At 35.9% G+C, this 21,219-nt stretch carries 16 protein-coding genes; 10 read left to right on the forward strand and 6 right to left on the reverse strand.

Features of this window, described 5'->3' with window-relative positions; genetic code table 11:
- Position 1: 1 nt before the first annotated feature.
- Positions 2-2,020, reverse strand: a complete 2,019-nt coding sequence (locus tag ACQWU4_RS00585) for a type VI secretion system Vgr family protein (protein ID WP_429935063.1) — start codon at positions 2,018-2,020, stop codon at positions 2-4.
- Between the two features lie 689 nt (positions 2,021-2,709).
- Between ACQWU4_RS00585 and ACQWU4_RS00590 the strand changes: the two genes are divergently transcribed.
- On the forward strand, positions 2,710-3,468 hold the full coding sequence (locus ACQWU4_RS00590; protein WP_429933828.1) for a hypothetical protein: 759 nt from the start codon (positions 2,710-2,712) through the stop codon (positions 3,466-3,468).
- Positions 3,469-3,559: 91 nt separating this feature from the next.
- Here the strand turns inward: ACQWU4_RS00590 and ACQWU4_RS00595 are convergent, their stop codons facing one another.
- On the reverse strand, positions 3,560-4,414 hold the full coding sequence (locus tag ACQWU4_RS00595; protein WP_429933829.1) for a nucleoside phosphorylase: 855 nt from the start codon (positions 4,412-4,414) through the stop codon (positions 3,560-3,562).
- Positions 4,415-4,433: 19 nt separating this feature from the next.
- Positions 4,434-4,889 carry a hypothetical protein gene (locus tag ACQWU4_RS00600; protein WP_429933830.1) on the reverse strand — a complete coding sequence of 152 codons (456 nt, stop codon included), beginning with the start codon at positions 4,887-4,889 and terminating at the stop codon, positions 4,434-4,436.
- 228 nt (positions 4,890-5,117) lie between these two features.
- Between ACQWU4_RS00600 and ACQWU4_RS00605 the strand changes: the two genes are divergently transcribed.
- From ACQWU4_RS00605 to ACQWU4_RS00615, 3 genes are all read left to right on the forward strand, one after another.
- Positions 5,118-6,947 carry a cytochrome-c peroxidase gene (locus tag ACQWU4_RS00605; protein ID WP_429933831.1) on the forward strand — a complete coding sequence of 610 codons (1,830 nt, stop codon included), beginning with the start codon at positions 5,118-5,120 and terminating at the stop codon, positions 6,945-6,947.
- 222 nt (positions 6,948-7,169) lie between these two features.
- Entirely contained in the window at positions 7,170-9,323 is a 2,154-nt protein-coding gene (locus ACQWU4_RS00610) for an alkaline phosphatase PhoX (RefSeq protein WP_429933832.1), read from the forward strand.
- A 53-nt stretch (positions 9,324-9,376) separates the two neighbouring features.
- Entirely contained in the window at positions 9,377-10,276 is a 900-nt protein-coding gene (locus tag ACQWU4_RS00615; RefSeq protein WP_429933833.1) for a leucine-rich repeat domain-containing protein, read from the forward strand.
- A 2-nt stretch (positions 10,277-10,278) separates the two neighbouring features.
- On the opposite strand, the gene ACQWU4_RS00620 is transcribed toward ACQWU4_RS00615, so the two are convergent.
- Positions 10,279-10,602: a translation initiation factor gene (locus ACQWU4_RS00620; RefSeq protein WP_429933834.1), complete on the reverse strand. Its 324-nt coding sequence runs from the start codon at positions 10,600-10,602 to the stop codon at positions 10,279-10,281.
- A 127-nt stretch (positions 10,603-10,729) separates the two neighbouring features.
- Between ACQWU4_RS00620 and ACQWU4_RS00625 the strand changes: the two genes are divergently transcribed.
- Entirely contained in the window at positions 10,730-11,650 is a 921-nt protein-coding gene (locus ACQWU4_RS00625; RefSeq protein WP_429933835.1) for a DUF2268 domain-containing putative Zn-dependent protease, read from the forward strand.
- A gap of 98 nt (positions 11,651-11,748) precedes the next feature.
- On the opposite strand, the gene ACQWU4_RS00630 is transcribed toward ACQWU4_RS00625, so the two are convergent.
- Both ACQWU4_RS00630 and ACQWU4_RS00635 read right to left on the reverse strand, forming a co-directional pair.
- On the reverse strand, positions 11,749-12,090 hold the full coding sequence (locus tag ACQWU4_RS00630) for a helix-turn-helix domain-containing protein (protein WP_429933836.1): 342 nt from the start codon (positions 12,088-12,090) through the stop codon (positions 11,749-11,751).
- Entirely contained in the window at positions 12,087-12,509 is a 423-nt protein-coding gene (locus ACQWU4_RS00635) for a transposase (protein ID WP_429933837.1), read from the reverse strand. The genes ACQWU4_RS00630 and ACQWU4_RS00635 overlap by 4 nt, the downstream gene beginning before the upstream one ends.
- Before the next feature lie 504 nt (positions 12,510-13,013).
- Here ACQWU4_RS00635 and ACQWU4_RS00640 point away from each other — a divergent pair.
- From ACQWU4_RS00640 to ACQWU4_RS00660, 5 genes are all read left to right on the forward strand, one after another.
- A complete protein-coding gene (locus tag ACQWU4_RS00640) occupies positions 13,014-14,450 on the forward strand; it encodes a tetratricopeptide repeat protein (RefSeq protein WP_429933838.1) in 1,437 nt (478 codons plus the stop codon).
- Between the two features lie 813 nt (positions 14,451-15,263).
- The gene (locus tag ACQWU4_RS00645; RefSeq protein WP_429933839.1) at positions 15,264-17,135 is read left to right on the forward strand and encodes a tail fiber domain-containing protein; all 1,872 of its coding nucleotides are present in this window, start codon (positions 15,264-15,266) and stop codon (positions 17,133-17,135) included.
- A gap of 840 nt (positions 17,136-17,975) precedes the next feature.
- A complete protein-coding gene (gene gpmI, locus ACQWU4_RS00650) occupies positions 17,976-19,517 on the forward strand; it encodes a 2,3-bisphosphoglycerate-independent phosphoglycerate mutase (protein WP_429933840.1) in 1,542 nt (513 codons plus the stop codon).
- Positions 19,518-19,668: 151 nt separating this feature from the next.
- A complete protein-coding gene (locus ACQWU4_RS00655; protein WP_429933841.1) occupies positions 19,669-20,646 on the forward strand; it encodes an acyl-ACP desaturase in 978 nt (325 codons plus the stop codon).
- 91 nt (positions 20,647-20,737) lie between these two features.
- Positions 20,738-21,169: a BT0820 family HAD-type phosphatase gene (locus ACQWU4_RS00660; protein ID WP_429933842.1), complete on the forward strand. Its 432-nt coding sequence runs from the start codon at positions 20,738-20,740 to the stop codon at positions 21,167-21,169.
- The last annotated feature ends 50 nt before the right edge of the window (positions 21,170-21,219 follow it).

The following is a 21,219-nucleotide window of genomic DNA, read 5'->3' on the forward strand; positions in this document are numbered from 1 at the left end:
ATTATCCTTTATTGATTTCCACATCAGCACCTTTGATATTGGTAGGTCCTGAAGATGACATATTAATTTTTGCTGCATTGGTATTGATATCGGCATCAATCTTAATTCCAGGGTTTGCAGCAGCCTTTCCAAGCTCAGTTGTTGTTTTTCCTATAACCTTTACATTGAGGCCTTCGATAGTAATATCTCCTCCCGTAGTCATGGTTATGGAACTGCTCCCTGTTTTAATAGTGATAGTTGTGTCACATTCTAAAGTGATTTTTCCGCCATTGTCCATTTTAAGCATGGAATTGGCTCCTCCGCCTTCTTTTGCACCTACATTAATGCTGCTTACACTGCCTACGTTTACGGTATTATTATTTCCAACCTTTACCGTTTTGTTATTATTTGCACTGGTCGTTGCATTTCCTGCACCATCAAATTTCATATTGGCTCCTCCCTGGTCAGTTAAAAATACTGATCCTTCACCGTCATTAAGTTCCAGCTTATTACCACTTCTGCTGCTCAGGCTTTTAACATTATTTGCTGTTCCGCCACCGCCGCCGGTTCCTCCATGAAACATTCCTCCCATAACGAAAGGACGGTCCGGATGCTGGTGAACGAAATTAACGATCACCTGGTCTCCGACTTCGGGAATAGCCATAAATCCACGGTTTTTGCTTACTTTATCACTGTTTCCTGCATCAGGGGTCATAACACGGATAAATTCTGTAGTATCCTGACCGTTCTGCCAGTCAAACTGAACCTGTATGCGGCCCTGATTCATCGGATCTGTATTGGAGATTACTTTGGCAAACTGAGGATCTGCTTTTGGCATTTCAAATTCAGGGCGTGGAATAAATCCGGTATCTGCTGCAATAGCTTCAAAATTTCCGGTATAATAGCCTCTTGCATCTACCTCGTGACTGATCTCCGTGATCATGAGCTTGGTAAAATACGCTGTCTGATTGGTTTCAGATTTCCGCATTTCCACATCTGCAATGCATCCAGGATATAAAAACGGGACAGAGGTGCTTCCGGAAGTGATAAATACATTTACAGCCTTACTTCCTGCAGTACCTTTCTGTGAAGCATCAATATCCATAAATGTAGATGCTTTGATAGGAGCAACCCTCAGTGAAGGAGTCGTAAAGGTGGCTTTAGATATTTCATAGGCACGTTTTGCAATATCTGACTGGTGGTTTATTTTTGAACTTCCCGTTGTCAGCTTTTCATTTTTACTGCTGTTATAGCCATAAAAAGTAGGGTTCACATGCTGGGCTTTCATTTTGATCTTAATATCATGAACACTGCTTCCGTAAATCAGCTGAACAGGTTTTTCCTGTGGCGGCAGTTTTCCGAAATGAAGGACTTCACCGTCATAATAAAACTGTTCACCGTAAGCTTCTGCTATTCTTGCAAGATAATTGTAATGGGTTTCCTCATATTGTGAACTGTAGGAAACATTTCCGTGCTGGGAATCTACCCTGAAATCGAATTTATTGGAACCGAGTCCTTCCTTAATAACCCAGTCGGCAATACTGTTCAGGCTGATTTCCTGTACTCCCCCGAAACTTTGAATATGCGGGGCCGCATCAAGAAGCACTGTAGGACTGTTTCCGGAAAGAACAATATTTCCCAGACTGCCTTTGTCCTGGCTGAATCCAACTTCTGTAATTACACCCACAAAATTTCTTTCGGGGCTTTCCTCAACATCTTTATATTTGAATACTACTGTCATTCTCTTGCCCAGAAAATTCTGAGCCTGTTCCAGATTATGATTTTCAGGGCCTCCTAAAGCATCATGAGCGAGCGTAAGATCAAATTCATGGTGTTTAACGGCACTCTGAGTCAGTTTGAAATGTTTAAAATGCTTTATTATTTTACCTTCAATAATGATTTCCAGCTTGATCACGCGATTAATCCCCAGAAGTTCACTTGTAGGGATTGATCCTGCATTGTGTATTTTGGAAGTAGGCTGTTCGCTCCAGATTTTATTTTCAGAAACCAGAGCGGTATTAGGCTGTGCAGCCTGGTTCATGAAATTGTCAGCATAGGAGAGAGCCTGCCCGGCTGTTTGCACTGTCATTTTTATTTTATCAGCTTTTTTTTGTAAGTCTTTACCTGCCCCTAAATCTGCAGGTTCTATACTGTCCAAAGCTTTTTTAGATTTTGAAATCTGGTTCTTTGATGATTTGCTGTCCTGAAACATAACATATTTTTTCTGGGTTGTATATAAGCTGCAGCCGGTATAAGGACTGCGTTGTGTCATTCTTACTACTCACTGCAGATTAAAATACTGTTATTCAATGTGAACAGGATAGTATCTTTTGTGAGGAAATTATCGCTCTGTTTTCATTTCATTATCGGGAAATGTTTTCAATATTTTTTAATTTTAAAATATAATTAACATTTTATTATCATGAGTTTAATATTCTGTATTACAGATGTATAATGGATGTTTTAAAATCACATTCATGTGAAACAAATATAAGCAGCAATGAGACAAATAGGAAAAAATCGAAGGCTAATTTCGGTTTTTGTCGTAGTTTTACTACTAACAATTGTTAGGGTGTTTTCATTTTATCTGAAAAGAGCTGCTTTTACAGCCATAAAGTAATTTTTCTATTCATATCACATAGAATAAATAGTTAATTTTGCATGATAATTACTCCTTTTATCAAAATGGTAAAAAAGTCTGAACCATATTAATGCAGATATCAGAAATTTATGAAGAAAACAGGAATTGTAGGTTGTGGCTGGCTGGGATCAAGAATTGCAGATTCAATGTCGAAACAATACAGGATATATAGTACAGTAACTACAAAAGATAAAGCGGAAGAGTTTAATTCTAGAGGTTTTAATACTTCTGTTGCCAGTTTCCCGGATTTTCAATTGGAAGAAAAAATTGCACAGTGGACCGATATTAAAGATATGGATATCCTGATTATTACGATCCCCCTTTCCGGAAAAAGCTGTTGTGTAAGTGCATTATATAACCGGATACAGAATTTGCTGTCTTTTATTGGTGATTTTAAAGGTCAGATGTTTGTTATGAGTTCTACGGGTGTATATCCTGACGGTCCGGGAGAATATACAGAAGAAAGTCTTTCTTCAGATAATGTTCCGGGGGAGAGAATGATCAAAAATAAATATCCTCAGGTTAATATTCTGAGATTAGCAGGATTAATGGGAGACAACAGGCTTCTTAAAAACTATGCTGTTTCCAATCCGGAAGCCCCTGTAAATCATATTCATTATGAAGATATATGCAGGGTGATTGAGAGAATGACCGAAAGATGCTCAGAAGGAAAACTGTACAATGTAGCAGCACCTCAGCATCCATCAAAAGCGCAGGTTATCAATGCTCAGACAAATTTACCTTCTCCTGAGAAAATTGCAGGTGAGGGGAAAATAATTTTATCTTCAAAATTAGTAGCAGAACTGGATTTTGTTTTTAATTATCCCAATCCATGTGAGTTTCATTAAACTTATTCCAAAACAAATGACCTACTAATCTACAAGAAATTAAATTTTCACTCACAGATTAGCAGGTCATGCAGATGTTTGTATTATATCTTTACTTGATGATTCTTTCCAGTACCCAATCAATAAGATTTTTCTCAGAAGCATGGTGGTCTGCAGAGAATTCTCCACGTCTTCTGTTGGCTATAACGTTGTTTACTGTAATTGCTTTGTGGCCTAATAATTTTGAAAGAGCATAAATTGCTGAGGTTTCCATTTCAAAATTTGTAATTCCAAGGTCGTTCAATGTTTCCAGGAACTTATCATCAACTGCTTTTAAACGAAGCTGTCTTCCCTGTGGAGCATAAAATCCCGGGAAAGTAGCTGTATTTCCATGGTATTTGGCATCTTTATAATATTCACCCATTTCTTCTGCCCAGTCGGAGAAATAAAGCATAGGTTTGATTCTTTCATATGGGAATTTCTCCATAAAGTTTTTTGAAAACTCATTTTCAAAATTGTAGTCCTGATAGAAATGCATCAGTCCGTCCAGACCTACAACATTCTGGGTTACCAGCATATTGTCTACCTGTACATCAGGATTTACACTTCCACAGGTTCCCATACGGAATAGTTCAAGGGCTTTATGTTCCGTTTTGAATTCTTTGTTTTTAAGATCAATATTAACCAAAGCATCAAGTTCGTTCATCACGATGTCAATGTTCTCCGTTCCGATACCTGTAGACATTACGGTGATTCTTTCACCGCGGAGTGTTCCGGTATGCGTGTAGAACTCTCTTTTATTTTTTTTGATCTCTACTTTGTCAAAATATTTCGAAACTTTTGCCACTCTGTCAGGATCTCCCACAAGGATGATCTTATCAGCAATATCTTCAGGTAAAAGGTTTAAGTGGTATACACTTCCGTCATCATTCAGTACCAACTCCGAGGCAGCAAGTTTATTTAGCATAATTTATATTTTTTTATTTTTAATTAATGAAAATAGCATCTTTATAGGGCGATCCGGCAAGATCGTAGATGGTATCATATTCTTCTACAATTCTTTTCTGCCCCTGAAAAATTTCATAAACGGTAACAACCGTCTTTTCAAAGTTTTTCGGATCTTTCCTTTGGGTGGTGATCTCATAGAATTTATCTCCCTTTTTAAGAACGGAAACCATTTCTTCTTTGGTAGAATTATTGGATTCCATCATGCCGGGAAAATCCATTACGATATCTTTGAGATCTGTATAATTTTTATAAGGTTTTGTCACTCCGTTGGAATAGACATAAACATTTGGGATCTGTTTGTCTTCTTCCAGACGTATCAGGTAATAATCATTCCCTTTTTTCTCTGCATATACGGCCATTTCTTTCTTTTTCTGCGAAAATGTACAGATTGAAAGGAAACTTGCTGCAAAAGCAAAAAATACTTTTGTTTTCATGATCATATTTTGTTTTAGTTTGCTAAAATGGTGTTTAAAATCCTCTCCCAATATCTTACGTCATCATTTTTAAACCCGGCTTTTAGAAATCAGCCGTTCTTAAGTATAATGAATTTGATTTCGGGGTTTAAAATTAATAAAAATATTTTACCTGAAATCATAAACATTTTTTAATCTGCCGTTAAACTTATGATAACATCGGAGCAGTAGTTTTGCCGCTAAAAATTCATGAGATTATATCCGCTGTTTGCTGTGATTGTGTTGATAGGTTTGGCTGTCATGTCTTTTAGCCCTGTTGATAAAGGAAAAGAAAGTGAGAATACTTTTGTCAACAAAGGTTTGTCAGATTTTAAAAACAGGCTTGAACAATTAAAATCAGATGTACATAGATTCTCAGAAGACCGGATTACCATTGAAGAGCTTAGAAATTCCCTAAGCAATACAAGAAATTCATTTAAGGAAATTGAGTTTTATATTGCCTATCATTATCCAGAATTTACAAAGACCCATCTTAATGCGGCTCCGTTGTTTCATATAGAAGCTGCAGGAACTTCTGCTTATACATTGCCTCCGGAAGGGCTTCAGGTTCTGGATGAGCTTATATTTTCCGAAGAAGCCGGGGATGAAAAAGAAAAGATTAAAACAATTACAGATTTTCTGTATAATTCCTATTCAGCCTTTTATCTGAGTGCTGTGAAAAATGGTTTAAGCCGGGGAAATAATAAAACGTTGCCTTTAAGAATAGAATTGATAAGAATTTATACACTCGGAGTTACAGGATTTGATACACCAGGCTCTCTGAATATTTCTGAGGAAGCCGTACATACCTTTATTGGTATTAAAAAGTATATTAACGATGATGCTTACTTTAAAAATTATAATGTTCAGAAAGCCAATCTGATCCTTACTGGGGGAATAGAATATCTTTCAAATAATAAAGACTTTGAAACCTTTGACAGAATTGAATTTTACAAAAAATACATTCAGCCTCTTTATGAAGAATTGGGAAATTGGGACGGAAGGGAAGATGATCTTAAAGAGTTTTCCGGCTGGAATGTAAAGAGTAAAAATCTTTTCAGCAGTGATTTTCTGGATCCATATTTTTATACATTACTGAAATCTTCTGAAGACAATGCAGATCTCCGTAGTTTAGGAAAATCTATTTTTTATAATCAGAATTTAAGTCAAAACGGTAAAATGAGCTGTGCTGTCTGTCACCTTCAGGAAAATGCTTTTACAGATCTTAAAGTAAAATCCCAGAGTAATGTGGAAGGAAAAACTGTTTTAAGAAATTCTCCGTCACTTTACAATGCTGTTTTTGCGAAGAGGTTTTTCTATGATCTCCGGGCATTTTATCTTGAACAGCAGGCTGAGCATGTAATCTACAATGATGATGAGTTTAATACCAGTTATGAAGACATCATCAAAAAATTAAAAACGAAACCTGAGTACAAAAAAGCTTTCCGTACTGCTTTTAAAGACGGCAAAATAAATAAAGAGAATTTTTCCAAAGCTTTAAGTTCTTATGTAGCTTCTCTGTATTCTTTTGACAGCGATTTCGACCGTTTTATGAGAAACGAAAAAGAAGTTTCTGAAGATATTAAGAAAGGGTATAATCTTTTTATGGGAAAGGCGAATTGTGCAACATGCCATTTTGCTCCTCATTTTTCAGGACTTGTGCCGCCATTTTTTAATGAGAATGAATCCGAGGTTTTAGGGATTACAGCAAAACCGATCAATCATCAGCCTATTGAACTGGATTCTGACCTGGGAAGAGGAAACAGCCCTGTGAAAAAAGAAAAATCATGGATCTATGATTACTCTTTCAAGACTGTTACTGTAAGAAATATTGCTCTTACCAAGCCATATTTTCATAACGGAGCCTTCAATACACTGGAGGAAGTTCTCGATTTTTATAATGAAGGCGGAGGAGAAGGCCTTGGTTTAAAGATGAAAAACCAGACACTGCCATCTGACAAACTGAATCTTACAAAAACGGAGATCAAACAGATTATTGCTTTTCTGAATTCATTGACGGATGTGAGTAAAGGAAAGTGATTATTGGGTCGGAGAGTGGGAGAGTCTTAGAGTAATCTCCATTAACACAATCCAGCTCTAAACCCTCAAACCCCTCCACCCAAATAATCAGTTAACAATAATTTAATTCCCTTAACATTGGCTTATAGATTAATTAATATTCTTCACTCTATATTTAAAATCCTATTAACAGAGGTGCCGCGCTAAAAAAATAGTTTTGCAAGGTCTAATAAATAATAGAAAATGAAGAAAAAATTACTGACAATTGCGGCATTGGCAATGGTTGCCGGATTTAGTGTACAGGCACAGACTTTCTTATTCACCAAGAACTCGTCCTGGAGCTATAAAGATAATAACCAGGCTCTGGCAGATACCTGGAAAGGCCAGACATTTGACATTTCGGCATGGGCAGCAGGAAACGGACCTCTTGGATATGGAGATCCTGTAACCACTACGATCAGCTCAGGTCTTACAGCAGCTTATTTTGCTAAAGATTTCACTGTAGATCTGTCAACTCTTTCCGATAATATGGAACTGGGAGTGATGAGAGATGACGGGATTGTTGTTTATCTTAATGGAGTAGAAGTAGTGAGAGATAATATGCCGGCGGGTACAATTGCTTTCAACACTCCTTCAAGTACTACCATTGATGGTGCGGCAGAGAGCGTTTATAATATTTTCTCTATTCCGAAATCTAAATTTGTAAACGGAACCAACAGGATTTCTGTAGAGCTTCATAACAGAACGGGGACCAGTTCCGATCTTAGAATTGATGCTTATTTAAAAACAACGGCAACCGTTACACCACCTCTGGGATGTACAGGAACACATATCAGCTGTTTTACATCAATTGTACCTACTGCACAAACCAATAAACTGATCATTCCTGCCGAACATAAATACCAGCTTATTTTAAAAGAAGGTGATAATTATACTGAAGGAGGCGGAATGGTAGGCGGTCAGAATGACTTTACAGCTTATGTTGCCAAGACAGGAAGCAGTACAAACGGATATCTTTCTGTAAACCATGAAACGAATCCCGGAGGTGTTACCATGGCTGAGGTTAATTATAATGCAACTACAAAACTTTGGCAACTGACAAGATCCAGAGCGGTAAGTTTTTCAGATCCTAGTTTAGTTCAGACGATCAGAAACTGTTCAGGGGGAGTTACTCCTTGGGGAACTGTAGTTACAGCAGAAGAGTCTGTTACTTCCAATGATGTGAACAACGATGGGTATAAGGATTACGGATGGTTAGTGGAAATTGATCCGGCTACTGCACAGGTTGTCTCTAAAAATACTGACGGATCTAAAGGAAAACTTTGGCAGATGGGTATTATGAACCACGAGAATGTAGTGGTGAATAATGCCGGAACTACAGCTTATTATGGAGAAGACGGCGGAACTCACATGGTTTACAAATATGTAATGGATACTCCTAACGATCTTTCTTCAGGAAATCTTTATGTTTTAAAGCTTGATCAGGGATTAACAGCTGCGGGAGATCCGGTAGGCACTACAGCAACATGGGTTCAGGTTCCGAATAAATTAAAGGCAGATCAGAATAACACAACAGCTCTTGCCCAGTCATTAGGGGGAACGAAATTTAATGGAGTAGAAGATGTGGATATCAGCCCATTGGATGGAAAGATCTACTTTACTGCAAAAGGATTGGACAAAATATACCGTCTTCAGGATAATGGAACAACTGCTTCACAGGTAGAAACTTTTGCAGGAGGAGCTTCCACAGCATATTCTTTCAATACCCCTCAGGGAATGAAATCTGAAGCATGGGGTGATGGAAACGATAATCTTACTTTTGATGAGCTTGGAAACCTTTGGGTACTTCAGGACGGAGGAAAGAATTATATCTGGGTAATTGCTCCTGATCATACACAGGCTAATCCTAAAGTGAGACTTTTTGCTTCTATGCCGGCAGGATCAGAGCCTACGGGACTTACATTTACACCTGACCATAAATTCGGTTTCTTCTCAATCCAGCATCCGGATTCTACCATTGCTACAGATGTGGATGCAACGGGAAGCACTATTGACTACAGAGGAAAATCAGCTACTATTGTTATTGCTTTAAAACAAAATCTGGGAACAGCCGGAGCATTAGGAACTATTGAGAACCAAAATGCAGAAAATACAGTTGATGTAGCTCCGAATCCTACTTCAGGAATTGTTAAAGTCAATTCACCAAAAGGATTGAAAGACGTTTCAGTAACTGCATACAGTATGGATGGTAAAATTGTCTATACGAAGAAATTCAGCGGAGTAAACAGATCTTTGGATCTTGATTTTACACATCAGTTGGAATCATCCCGTATTCTGGTTCTGAATATTGAAGCAGAAGGTGGTTTTCAGAAGACAGTGAAATTATTAAAGAAATAAATTATTAATATCTGTTTCGGCGGCGGCAAAGCCGCCGCCGAAACTTTTACTCTATGAAAAAGCTTGTTTTATTTATTTCAATTCTTTCTCTATGCCAGATCAGGGCACAGATAGACCCTGTAAAATATCCTACATTTACCAGTATTGATGAGGCATTGAAAAGTGAAAAGACAGTCTACAGTATGAGTTTCAGGGAAAAAGGACTGTTTAATCTTCCTCCACAGATCTCAAAACTCAGCTCTTTATTTTTCCTGAACATCATGGGAAATAAGCTTGAGAAAATGGATCAGGAAATCTTTGGTTTGACTGAGCTGGAAATTTTGAATGTGAATGAAAACAGTATCAAATACATTCCCGATGAAATTGGAAATCTGAAAAAACTGAACACTTTTTCAATGAATCTCAACAGCCTGACCAGCATCAACCCGAATATTGCCAGACTTCAAAATTTAAAGGCAGTACATTTTGATGCCAACAACCTGAATGTTTTTCCGGAAGCACTGATGGAAATTCCTGCATTGGAAGAAATTAACCTTCAGGGTAATCAGATCAGTAGTATTGCTGACCGTTTATATAAGATCAAAAATTTAAAGTTTCTCAATCTGTCTGAAAATCAGATCAATGATTTGGGAAACCTATCTTTTCCTAAAAAATTAAAATATCTGGAACTACAGCAGAATGCTATTGTAAAACTTCCGGATAATCTGTTCAAAGCACAAAACCTGGAGTTTTTGAATGTAAGCAGCAACCATATCACAGAAATATCTCCAAGAATAAAAGGATTGAAAAATATAGTCAGTATGAATCTGGCCAATAATGATTTGAAAGATCTTCCTGTTGAAATAGGACAGCTGAAAAAACTGAAGACCCTTATTCTGACAGGAAATCCTATAGAAAAAAACAAGATTGAACGGTTAAAAAACCTGATGCCGGAAACCCAGATCTATTTCTAGATCTATCCGCCGACTCTTTTGGTTTTATATCCCATTTCTTTAAGGATATTCATTATTTTATCACGATTATCGCCCTGAATAATGATCGTTCCGTCTTTCTCTGAACCGCCTATTCCCAAGGTGGTTTTTATTTTTTTTGAGATTTTCTTTAAATCTTCCTCACTGCCTTCCCAGCCTTCAACAATTGTGACAGGCTTGCCGTTTCTGCCCTTTTTCTCAAATTTGCACACCAGAGGTTCCTGCTGCTTAAATTCTTCTTTAGGCATTTCAAAATCCTGCTCTTCATGGTCAGGAAAAAGGTTCTTTAACTGATCTCGTAAATCCATAGAGCAAAATTAAATAATAATTTATAAATGATCACTGATGAGGTTAAAAATTACTTGGAACGGATAATATTTTCTTATTTTGTTAGTTTAGATTTGAATATACTTAAATTCAACTATGAAAATTAAAATGAAACATCTTTTTGCTGCAGCTATTTTGAGTTCCGGGACAATGCATGCGCAGTCAGGGTTTTCCAGTGATCCGCTGAATGCTGTATTCGAAACAAAAGATGCCGATAATTTCTGGAAGGCATTTGACAAAATGGGGACTTCAGACAAAAATCCTTTTGATGAATATATGAAAAACGGTTCTCCGGGAGTAAAGGGTTTTACGGAATATAGGATCATCAATGCAGATTCATTGTACTCAACAGTGAAAAAGCGAAAAGAAGACTATCTGAAAAGCAGGAATGTTCTGACCGGACTCAATCAAAAGGAAAGACGGATCAAAGCTATTTACAGTGCATTGAAGTATTGGTATCCGCAAGCTAAATTTCCACCTATATATTTTGTATACGGAAGATATAATACGGGAGGAACGTTTTCCAAAGACGGAATTATGATCGGGACAGAAACCCTTCAGAATCTGGATGGCATTGTAGGGCTTGCTTCTCATGAATTAATCCATTTTCAACAGGATATCAAAGGAAATGATAATTTATTAAAGTATATAATGAGTGAAGGAAGTGCTGATTTTATCAGTGAACTGGTATCGGGAGAAACTAATAACAGTCCGTTTTATAAATATGGAGAAACAAATTCGGATAAATTATGCAGAGAATTTGTAACGGTGCTGAAGAAGAAAGACTATATAGACTGGCTTTACGGAACCAGTAAAAAAGATGACCGCCCCAATGATCTCGGATACTGGATGGGATATAAAATTTCAGAAGCTTATTTTAATAAACAGTCCGATAAGCACAAAGCGATTCATGATATCCTTAACATGGAAGATCCGCTTCTGTTCCTTAAAGAAAGCGGTTTTCTGGACCAATACATAATGGAATATACCAAAGCTAATAAAATGAAATTTGAAGATTTTTTTAAGTAGCATTTTAATGACTACAGTAAAGAACAAATAAAAAAGGCCTTTCCGAAGATAGGCCTTTAATTTTTCTGGTTATATTTTTTAGTCTTGAAGAACTCCTATTAAACAAGATATTTTTTCTTCCACTTTGCAAGACTGTTGCGGCTCATTTTGAATTTTAAAGCAATCTGGGTATTATTAAGATTATATTCTTTCTGATATTCAAGAACTTCTATTATTGTTCTTTCACAGTAAGAACGATGCCTTTGGTTGAAGGTCACAGATTCCCTGTCTTTCTCTCCGAAAATGATTTTATTCAGTGTAATAATATCCAGGGTAGAAAGCATTTTTTTATTTAATATTGTTTGACATACAGATATTTTGTGAGGATAATTTTTATCCAGAATATCAATATAAATTTTTTTATAGTTAGGAGTATTAACCATGTTTTCTGACTTTTTCATTTTTTATATTTGCTTACCCATTTATAAAGAGTTGTCTTAGGGATTCCATATTCCTCTATTATTTGTGCTTTGGTTTTCTGCTTGGTTTCTAAAAGATCCAGCATGAATTCGATAATTTCCTTGGTATAAATATTTTTTCTGAAAGAGGGGAGCTGTGTTTTACTGTTGTTGTACGCCACGGATGCAGGTGGTGAATACAAAATAAGATGCTGTGAATACAGTCTGAAGAAGTCATATTCCAGCAATTTGCTCAGCTTTAAGAGTAAATCAACATCCACAGACTCTTTTTCATATATTTTTTCAACTTCTTCTTCCCTGCATTTAAGAAACTTACTTATTCTGGTCACAGAAATATCACATTCTGAAACTCTTTGTCTGATTAGTTGTCCGATATAAATTTCTTTAAGATCTGGTGCCATTTGAGTTTTAATAAAGCTTTATTTAAAATTTGAGTGGATGAAGGTAATATTGGTTTAAGGATCATTTATTGCGACCCAAAATTCTGTACAATGTTACACCTTTGCGACTAGCAGGGCAAAGAAATGGACCGTACCTATATATGACATTTGAGTGTTTTTGTTGTCTTTATGCTAAACTGGTTGATTATTAGGTTTTTGTGTGTTTTGCTTCTTTCTTGCCGGAAAATTCAAATTTTCTTAAGACAGGAAGATTTCATGAAAAAAAGTAAATGTAATACCTGTGTAATAGCCCTTAAAATATACTTTTTCTTTTTAAATCTATAACATTGCCCCTGGTAAATCTAATGCTTAAGACGGAAGCAATAAAAACATCAACAAAATCAAGATTTAAAGAGAAAATAAAACGTTTTCTATCGTTTAAATTCCATTTATAGTACTTATTGGTTGAATGCTTTATTGCTTTTATTCTATTTCTTAATTCCGGACATAAATAAACACTATAAAATGATGAAATTTTTTATTTTATTTTTCCCTTGTATACTATTGGCTCAGCAAAAAATAACACCTGCAAGCATAGATAAAAGAATAAAACACACTGAAGCCTTTATTACTGCAAGTGATACAGATAACTTTATTAAAGAAAACCTCTCCATATTAGAAGAAGCAAATTCTATCAATTACTTTCATGGTAAAGCTGTGGCAAGCGTAAACCTGGCTTATGCTTTCAACAGAATGAACAGGTATAAAAAAAGCATTTATTATCTGAAACTGCTGGAAATACAAAATGAGAATACCGATGAAGATGAGGCCGACCAAATCAATAGAAATATATTGTACAGTAATAATTATTTTGGAATTAAGATGTATGATGAAGCTTTGAAGAAGCTTAAGGAAAATTTACGCTTATCAAATAATATAAAGACAGATTCCACCAGAACATATATCAGAACTTTATCTCTGATAGATATGGCTACGAACTATAATGAGAAAAAGAACTATGATTCAGCAACGTTTTACGGGAAAAAGGCAATTCATGAACTGAGGCTGCAAAAGACGTTAAATCTATGTCTTAAGGTAAACCTGAAGATCGCATTATTGAATTTGGCCGGTGTAAAATTCAGGCAATCCAAAGTAGATTCTACGGAATTTTATTTAAAATCAGCCCGGTCTTTATCAATGGATCTTGGAAACAATGAATTTGTAACCTATAAACTTCTGGGACAGATTAACAGTTCAAAAAAACAGTATGATTCTGCTATTATTAATTATAAGAAAGGAATAGAGCTGGCCACGAAGGTAAAGAATCCCCAAAAATTACTGGAATTGTATTCACTGATATCCGAAGCATATGACAAAACAGGACAAATTGTTAATGTAAAAGAATCTTTAAGTAAATATACGGCCCTTACTGATAGTCTTAGAGAGCTGGAAACATCAAATTTAAAAGAAACGGTTGACCTTCTTGTCGATGAAAAACAGAAACCGTTGAAAGAGAAGAACAGTTTTTTATTTTATATTGTTTTTTCAGGAGTTATTTGTTCTGTGGGTACTGCTCTGTTTGCCAATCACAGAATAAATAAAAAGAACAGGATTCTTGATGTAAAAAATGAAGAAAACAAGTTATTAAGCCAAAAACTAAATATTGCTTTTGACCAGGTAATTCAGCTGGCTAAAAACAATGACCCGGAATTTCTCACAAGGTTTCAGGAAGTCTACCCTGATTTTTTTCCAAGATTACTACAAATTCAGCCTCAATTGCAAAATAGCGAATTAAAATTCTGCGCTTTATTATTTCTGAACTTTTCTTCCAAAGACATTGCTGCATATACATTTGTTCAGCCTCAGTCGATACAGACCAGAAAAAACAGATTGAGAAAGAGACTAAATATTTCTTCAGAAGAAGATCTTTATCTCTGGATGAAAAATATCAACGGCAATTAAAGAAGTTTAATAGAGTAGGCGTCTATTTTTGCCTTTGATGCCTATAAAAAGGGAGATTCTTTTACCTTTTTATAGGCATTAAAAAAGGAAATTAAAACGGATTGAAGTAATATTTCCTGAATATTGCTGATGTTTTTGATTTGATAATCAGTATTTTAACATTGAGTAATATCTGTGTAATGTGTGTTTTTTTTGAATAAACAGGTTAAATATTTCAAATTTGCATCACGATTTTCATCAAGTAAAAAACACAATTTATCAAATTCCTTTTCATCGTTATGAGCAGAAATTTATACTGATCTATATAGATCAAACATATCTGCTCTTATAATGAATTTCATACAAAAGGCTTGATACAAGACTTAATGATTCTGTAAACACCAAAAAACAATTTTGAAAAAAAATGAAAACCAAGACTCATCTGATAGCATCAATGTTATTGACATTAAATTATTCACTAAAAAGTGTATTAAAACCAGTTTTCTCAAAAATTTTACATTTAAATTATTTACTACAGCCTCGCGGAAGACTCCGGAGTGCTAAAACTTTCTTTATTAGTACTTAAAAATACCGCTATTCTGGTAAACTAACACATGGAGAACTATTGAGAAACACCTTCAAAATCGAACAAGACTAAGCTAATATAATCCTTCAATTAGCTTTAATTAAAAAACACAATTTTCAATTTCTTTTATATCCACAAACAGAAGTTTATACTGATCCAGTTAAATAAACAGGCTGCTCTTATAATAAATTTTGTACAAAGGTTTGTACAAAACCTAATAATTCTATAAACACAAAACAATTTCGAAAATGAAAAACAGAGTTTCGTTAATGGCATCAATGCTATTACTACCGGTATTTGCCTATTCACAAATTGGTATCCACACATCAAACCCTCAGGGATCTTTTCATGTAGACGGGGCAAAAGACAACCCTGCATCCGGTACTCCTTCAGGTACTCAACAGCTTAATGACATGGTACTGAAGGCAAACGGGAATTTTGGTCTGGGAACCACGGTGCCGGAAAATAAGTTTCAGGTAGTGGCAACCAATTCGGTGAATAACAGGTATACGCTAATAGACGCTGCCAACAGCAATGGTAAGTATCCTATATTAGCATTGAGAAATACTTCCCCTATAGCGGCAGGTAATTTTTCTCTTTTAGGTTTTACAAATAATGGAACTAACGGATTTGGTGCAACCTGGGGAATCGGATCAATCCGTAATCAGACTAATAGCAATGAAGATTTCTATTTTGGTAATTCTCAGATCAATAATGAGTATGTTGAACGGATGAGAATTGCATCCAATGGGTATATTGGTGTTAATACAAGTACGCCGGAAAACAGATTTCATATTGTAACAACAGAAAGTGTTAATAACAGGTATACCTTAATAGATGCTGCCAACAGCAATGGTAAGTATCCTATATTAGCATTGAGAAATACCTCCCCTGTAGCGGCAGGTAATTTTTCTCTTTTAGGTTTTACAAATAATGGAACTAACGGATTTGGTGCAACCTGGGGAATCGGATCAATCCGTAATCAGACTAATAGCAATGAAGATTTCTATTTTGGTAACTCTCAGATCAATAATGAGTATGTTGAACGGATGAGAATTGCATCCAATGGGTATATTGGTGTTAATACAAGCACACCGGAAAACAGATTTCATATTGTAACAACAGAAAGTGTTAATAACAGGTATACCTTAATAGATGCTGCCAACAGCAATGGTAAGTATCCTATATTAGCATTGAGAAATACTTCCCCTGTAGCGGCAGGTAATTTTTCTCTTTTAGGGTTCACAAATAATGGGACTAATGGACTGGGTGCAAGCTGGGGAATCGGATCAATCCGTAATCAGGCTAATACCAATGAAGATTTCTATTTTGGTAATTCTCCGATCAATAATGAGTATGTTGAACGTATGAGAATTAAAGACAATGGATATGTCGGCATTAATACAAGCACACCGGAGAACAGATTTCACGTTGTGGCAACGGAATATGTTAATAACAGATATACTTTGATAGACGCTTCTAATGGTGGTATTGATTATCCTATATTTTCTGTTAGAAATACTGCCACTGCGGCAGCCGGTAATTTTGCTCTTATTGGTTTTGCAAATAATGGGCCTAATGCACTGGGAGCCAACTGGGGGATTGGATCTTTACGTAATGGTACAAATACCAATGAAGACTTCTTTTTTGGAGTTTCGCAGGGAGGTCATTATCTGGAGCGTATGAGGATCACAAATAAGGGATCACTTGGAATTGGGACGGATTCTCCAACTTCTTTACTTTCTGTAAATGGTACAGCAGATAAGCCGGGAGGTGGAAGCTGGGGTACTTTTTCGGACAGAAGGGTTAAAAAGGATATTGCAGATTTTAAAGACGGTTTAAATGTTATTAACCAATTAAAACCTGTCACTTACAAATATAATGAGAAATCAGGATATGAGGATCTTAACAAACAGTATGTAGGCTTCATAGCACAGGATGTGGAAAAAGTAGCTCCTTATATGATCAATGTAATTGATGACAGTGCAAAAAGCGGACTGAAAGATAAAAGAGAACTGGACGAAAGTGCACTTACAAAAATTCTGGTGAATGCTATACAAGAGCAGCAGAAGGAAATAGAAGAGCTTAAAAAAGCTGTTTCAAAATTAAAAAAGGAATAATTTTCAAAACTAAAATAGAATATTGATTAAAATATAAGTACCTCATTTCTAAACTTGGCCGGGGCTCGTTATTTCCCGGCCATTTTTTTAATTAATAATGTTAAATACAGGATAATGTACTATAATTCCTATTTTCTTTGATATTCCGGGTAAAGTAGAAATAATTGTTATTCTAGTGCTGTTTTAATTATTTGTTATTGAAAATCAATTATTTAATATAATGTAATATCTATGTGATATCTGTTTTTTTGAGAGAATATATCAAATAATTCAAATTTGCATCAAGATTTTCAAGTTAACACAAATCGAGAATCTGGCTAAATAAACAGAGTGGTTTTTGATTTTAATAATATAGGCTCCCAAAGTAGATTGTCCACACAAGTGGGAATAAATACAATGCTGATCCTCTTTAACTTATAGATATTTAATAACACATAATGATAGTACAGCAATGCCCAGAATGAGGCCAAACTAGAAATAATACATTGTTTTATCCCCTGACTTAACACTTTAGCACGTAGTTTAGGTTCTAAATTCACAAATGATATTCCCTCAAAATCAGGTTAGGGGTAAAACTTTTAGATATAGAAGATAGATATTTGACTATTCTTAATGTAAGATTTTATGAATCTTGTAAACTGCCGTATCTCTGCGGCAGTTTTTTAATAGTATAGGAAGAATAAAATTTATATATAACAAAATATCATGAAAGGATTAAAGCTTTTACAGTGCTTTTAGTTAATTAATTTATTCCCGGATGAATGTTTTGAAAATAAACCTTTCAAATTCTTTCATTCATCGGAAATTAGGTAAATTTGTATAACAAAAAAGTTATAAAAAATGTCAAAAAAAGCAATATTAGCAATCCTTGACGGATGGGGATTGGGAACAAATCCTGAGGTTTCTGCACTAGACAAAGCAAATACTCCATTTATAGACAGCTGTTATCAGAAATTTCCACATACAACCCTTGAAGCCAGCGGTCTTGCCGTAGGACTTCCTGCAGGACAGATGGGAAATTCTGAAGTAGGACATATGAATTTAGGAGCCGGAAGGGTTGTTTATCAGAACCTTGTAAAGCTGAATATGGCAGTTGAAAATGGTACGCTGGGACAGCAACAGGTTATTCAGGATGCGTTCGAGTATGCTAAAAGAGAAAATAAAAAATTACACTTTATAGGATTGGTTTCCAATGGAGGGGTACACTCACATATCAACCACTTAAAAGGTCTGTTAACTGCTGCCCATGAATTCGGATTGAATGAAAATGTTTTTGTACATGCCTTTACAGACGGAAGAGACTGTGATCCGCACTCAGGATTAGGTTTTATAGAAGAACTTCAGAACCATATGCAGGCTACAGTCGGCAAACTGGCAACCGTTACCGGGAGGTACTATGCAATGGACCGTGATAAAAGATGGGAGCGTGTAAAACTGGCATATGATGCTATGGTAGAAGGAATAGGACTGGAGACTACGGACGCACTTGCCGCTATTAAAGATTCCTACGATAACAATGTAACCGATGAATTCTTAAAACCAATTATTCTGGTTAAAACAACAGAAACAGGAAATGTAGTTCCCGTAGCTAAAATTATAGATAACGATGTGGTGATCTGCTTCAATTTCCGTACAGACAGAGGCCGGGAAATTACAGAAGTTCTTTCCCAGAAAGATTTCCCAGACTTCTTTATGCGTAAGCTGAACCTTCATTATATCACTTTAACAAACTATGATAAAACCTTCCAGAATGTACAGGTTGTTTTTGATGAAGAAGTGTTGAAAGAAACAATGGGGGAAATTCTTGAAAGAAACGGCAAAACACAGATCAGGATTGCTGAAACAGAAAAATATCCCCACGTTACGTTTTTCTTTTCAGGAGGTAGAGAAGAAGAATTTAACGGGGAAAGAAGACTGCTTTGTCCAAGCCCGAAAGATGTTCCTACATATGATCTTAAGCCTGAAATGTCAGCTTACGATATTACAAATGCTATTGTTCCGGAATTGGAAAATGAAACTGCCGATTTTATCTGTCTGAATTTTGCCAATACAGATATGGTAGGACATACAGGAGTTTTTGAAGCAGCTGTAAAGGCAGCCGAGACAGTAGATAAATGCATTGAAAAAGTAGCAACAGCTGCTTATGAACATGGATATGCCGTATTTATCCTGGCGGACCACGGAAACTCAGATGTAATGATTAATCCGGATGGTACACCAAATACACAGCACTCCACGAATCTTGTACCATTTATTGTGATGGATAAAGACCATACGTGGAATTTAAAACCCGGGAAACTGGGAGATGTAGCTCCGACTATTTTAAAAGTAATGGGAGTGGAGGTTCCTGAAGTAATGACAGGAGATATTTTAGTTAGTTAAAATTCAATAATATTGGCAGAAAAATGTCGTTATTATATAGATGGCGGTATTTTTGTATGATTTATATCAGTCATTATATGAGTTGCATATGTTATTATGCCACAAATAATAAATAAATCATATCTTTGCAAATTAAAATCTATAAAGTAAGATGTATCAAAAGCTTGTTAGGAAAGAAGTAATGGGAATGTTGGAAAAGGAAGTAAGTTCTTTTCTGGATAAATTTTTAACGCCAATTGAAAAAATATGGCAGCCTTCTGACTACCTGCCGGATCCGTCAAGCTCAGATTTTAAATATGACCTGGAAGAAATTCAGACTTTTGCACGTGAAATGCCTTACGATCTTTTTGTAACCCTGATAGGAGACTGTATCACGGAAGAAGCATTACCTTCCTATGAGTCCTGGTTAATGGGCGTTGAAGGAATCAACCAGGAAGAAAAAGTAGGCTGGGCCAACTGGGTAAGAGCATGGACTGCCGAAGAAAACAGACACGGAGATCTTTTGAACAAATATCTTTATCTGTGCGGAAGAGTAAACATGAGAGAAGTGGAAATCACGACTCAATATCTTATCAACGACGGTTTTGATCTGGGAACAAGCATGGACCCATACAGAAACTTCATTTATACAAGCTTCCAGGAAACAGCTACAAATATTTCTCACCGTAGAGTAGGAACATTGGCAAAACAGTCCGGAAACGGGAAACTGGCTAAAATGTGTGGTGTAATTGCCGCAGACGAAGCCAGACATGCCAAAGCTTACAAACATTTCGTTGCCAAAATCCTTGAGATAGATCCATCAGAAATGATTCTTGCTTTCGAAGATATGATGCGTAAGAAAATCGTTATGCCTGCACACTTAATGAGACAGTCCGGACAGAAAGCAGGAGAGCTTTGGGGACACTTCTCAGATGCTGCTCAGAGATGTATGGTATATACTGGAAACGATTATATCAACATTTTATCAGACCTGTTGGATGAATGGAAGATTGAACACGTAAAAGGACTTACCGAAAAAGCTGAAAAAGCTCAGGAATATCTAATGAAACTGCCTGCCAGATTACAGAAGATTACAGACAGGGTTTCTACTCCTGATCTTCAGTTTCAGTTCAGCTGGGTGAAAAGTTAGTACTATATTACCTAAATTATAAAACTTAAGAGTGCCATCGTTTTCGGCACTCTTTTTATTTCTTATCTTTGCAAAGCTAAAAAAAGACAAAATGTTAAATAATAAAAAAATTGCTGTTGATTTTGACGGAACTATCGTTGATGATGCATATCCGGCAATTGGAAAAGCAAAAATTTTCGCTTTCGAAACCTTAAAAAAACTTCAGGCAGAAGGATACAGATTAATCCTTTGGACATACAGACATGGAAAAACATTAGATGAAGCTGTAGAATTCTGCAGAAATAACGGTGTGGAGTTTTATGCTGTCAACTCAAGTTTTGAGGGAGAGGTTTTCGATTCTGCCAATCAATCAAGAAAGCTGGATGCAGACTGGTTCATTGATGACAGGAATTTGGGAGGATTCCCGGGCTGGGGCGAAATTTATAATATTATCCAGGATAGAATAGAATTCCGTGTAGAAGGAAAAGAAGTTCTGGCATATTCAAAACTAAAAAAAGAAAAGAAAAAAGGACTTTTCTGGTAGAAAAAATAATATAACAATTGAGCAGTATAACAATATAGCAATACTATCTT

Source organism: Chryseobacterium sp. MIQD13 (assembly GCF_050496705.1).
In the GTDB taxonomy this organism is placed as follows: domain Bacteria; phylum Bacteroidota; class Bacteroidia; order Flavobacteriales; family Weeksellaceae; genus Chryseobacterium.

What these genes read in the sequence shown, in the direction of transcription:
- ACQWU4_RS00585 (WP_429935063.1), bottom strand. Translation starts at nt 2,020, where the DNA reads ATGAACCAGGCTGCACAGCCTAATACCGCTCTGGTTTCTGAAAATAAA.
- ACQWU4_RS00590 (WP_429933828.1), top strand. Translation starts at nt 2,710, where the DNA reads ATGAAGAAAACAGGAATTGTAGGTTGTGGCTGGCTGGGATCAAGAATT.
- ACQWU4_RS00595 (WP_429933829.1), bottom strand. Translation starts at nt 4,414, where the DNA reads ATGCTAAATAAACTTGCTGCCTCGGAGTTGGTACTGAATGATGACGGA.
- ACQWU4_RS00600 (WP_429933830.1), bottom strand. Translation starts at nt 4,889, where the DNA reads ATGAAAACAAAAGTATTTTTTGCTTTTGCAGCAAGTTTCCTTTCAATC.
- ACQWU4_RS00605 (WP_429933831.1), top strand. Translation starts at nt 5,118, where the DNA reads ATGAGATTATATCCGCTGTTTGCTGTGATTGTGTTGATAGGTTTGGCT.
- ACQWU4_RS00610 (WP_429933832.1), top strand. Translation starts at nt 7,170, where the DNA reads ATGAAGAAAAAATTACTGACAATTGCGGCATTGGCAATGGTTGCCGGA.
- ACQWU4_RS00615 (WP_429933833.1), top strand. Translation starts at nt 9,377, where the DNA reads ATGAAAAAGCTTGTTTTATTTATTTCAATTCTTTCTCTATGCCAGATC.
- ACQWU4_RS00620 (WP_429933834.1), bottom strand. Translation starts at nt 10,602, where the DNA reads ATGGATTTACGAGATCAGTTAAAGAACCTTTTTCCTGACCATGAAGAG.
- ACQWU4_RS00625 (WP_429933835.1), top strand. Translation starts at nt 10,730, where the DNA reads ATGAAACATCTTTTTGCTGCAGCTATTTTGAGTTCCGGGACAATGCAT.
- ACQWU4_RS00630 (WP_429933836.1), bottom strand. Translation starts at nt 12,090, where the DNA reads ATGAAAAAGTCAGAAAACATGGTTAATACTCCTAACTATAAAAAAATT.
- ACQWU4_RS00635 (WP_429933837.1), bottom strand. Translation starts at nt 12,509, where the DNA reads ATGGCACCAGATCTTAAAGAAATTTATATCGGACAACTAATCAGACAA.
- ACQWU4_RS00640 (WP_429933838.1), top strand. Translation starts at nt 13,014, where the DNA reads ATGATGAAATTTTTTATTTTATTTTTCCCTTGTATACTATTGGCTCAG.
- ACQWU4_RS00645 (WP_429933839.1), top strand. Translation starts at nt 15,264, where the DNA reads ATGAAAAACAGAGTTTCGTTAATGGCATCAATGCTATTACTACCGGTA.
- gpmI (WP_429933840.1), top strand. Translation starts at nt 17,976, where the DNA reads ATGTCAAAAAAAGCAATATTAGCAATCCTTGACGGATGGGGATTGGGA.
- ACQWU4_RS00655 (WP_429933841.1), top strand. Translation starts at nt 19,669, where the DNA reads ATGTATCAAAAGCTTGTTAGGAAAGAAGTAATGGGAATGTTGGAAAAG.
- ACQWU4_RS00660 (WP_429933842.1), top strand. Translation starts at nt 20,738, where the DNA reads ATGTTAAATAATAAAAAAATTGCTGTTGATTTTGACGGAACTATCGTT.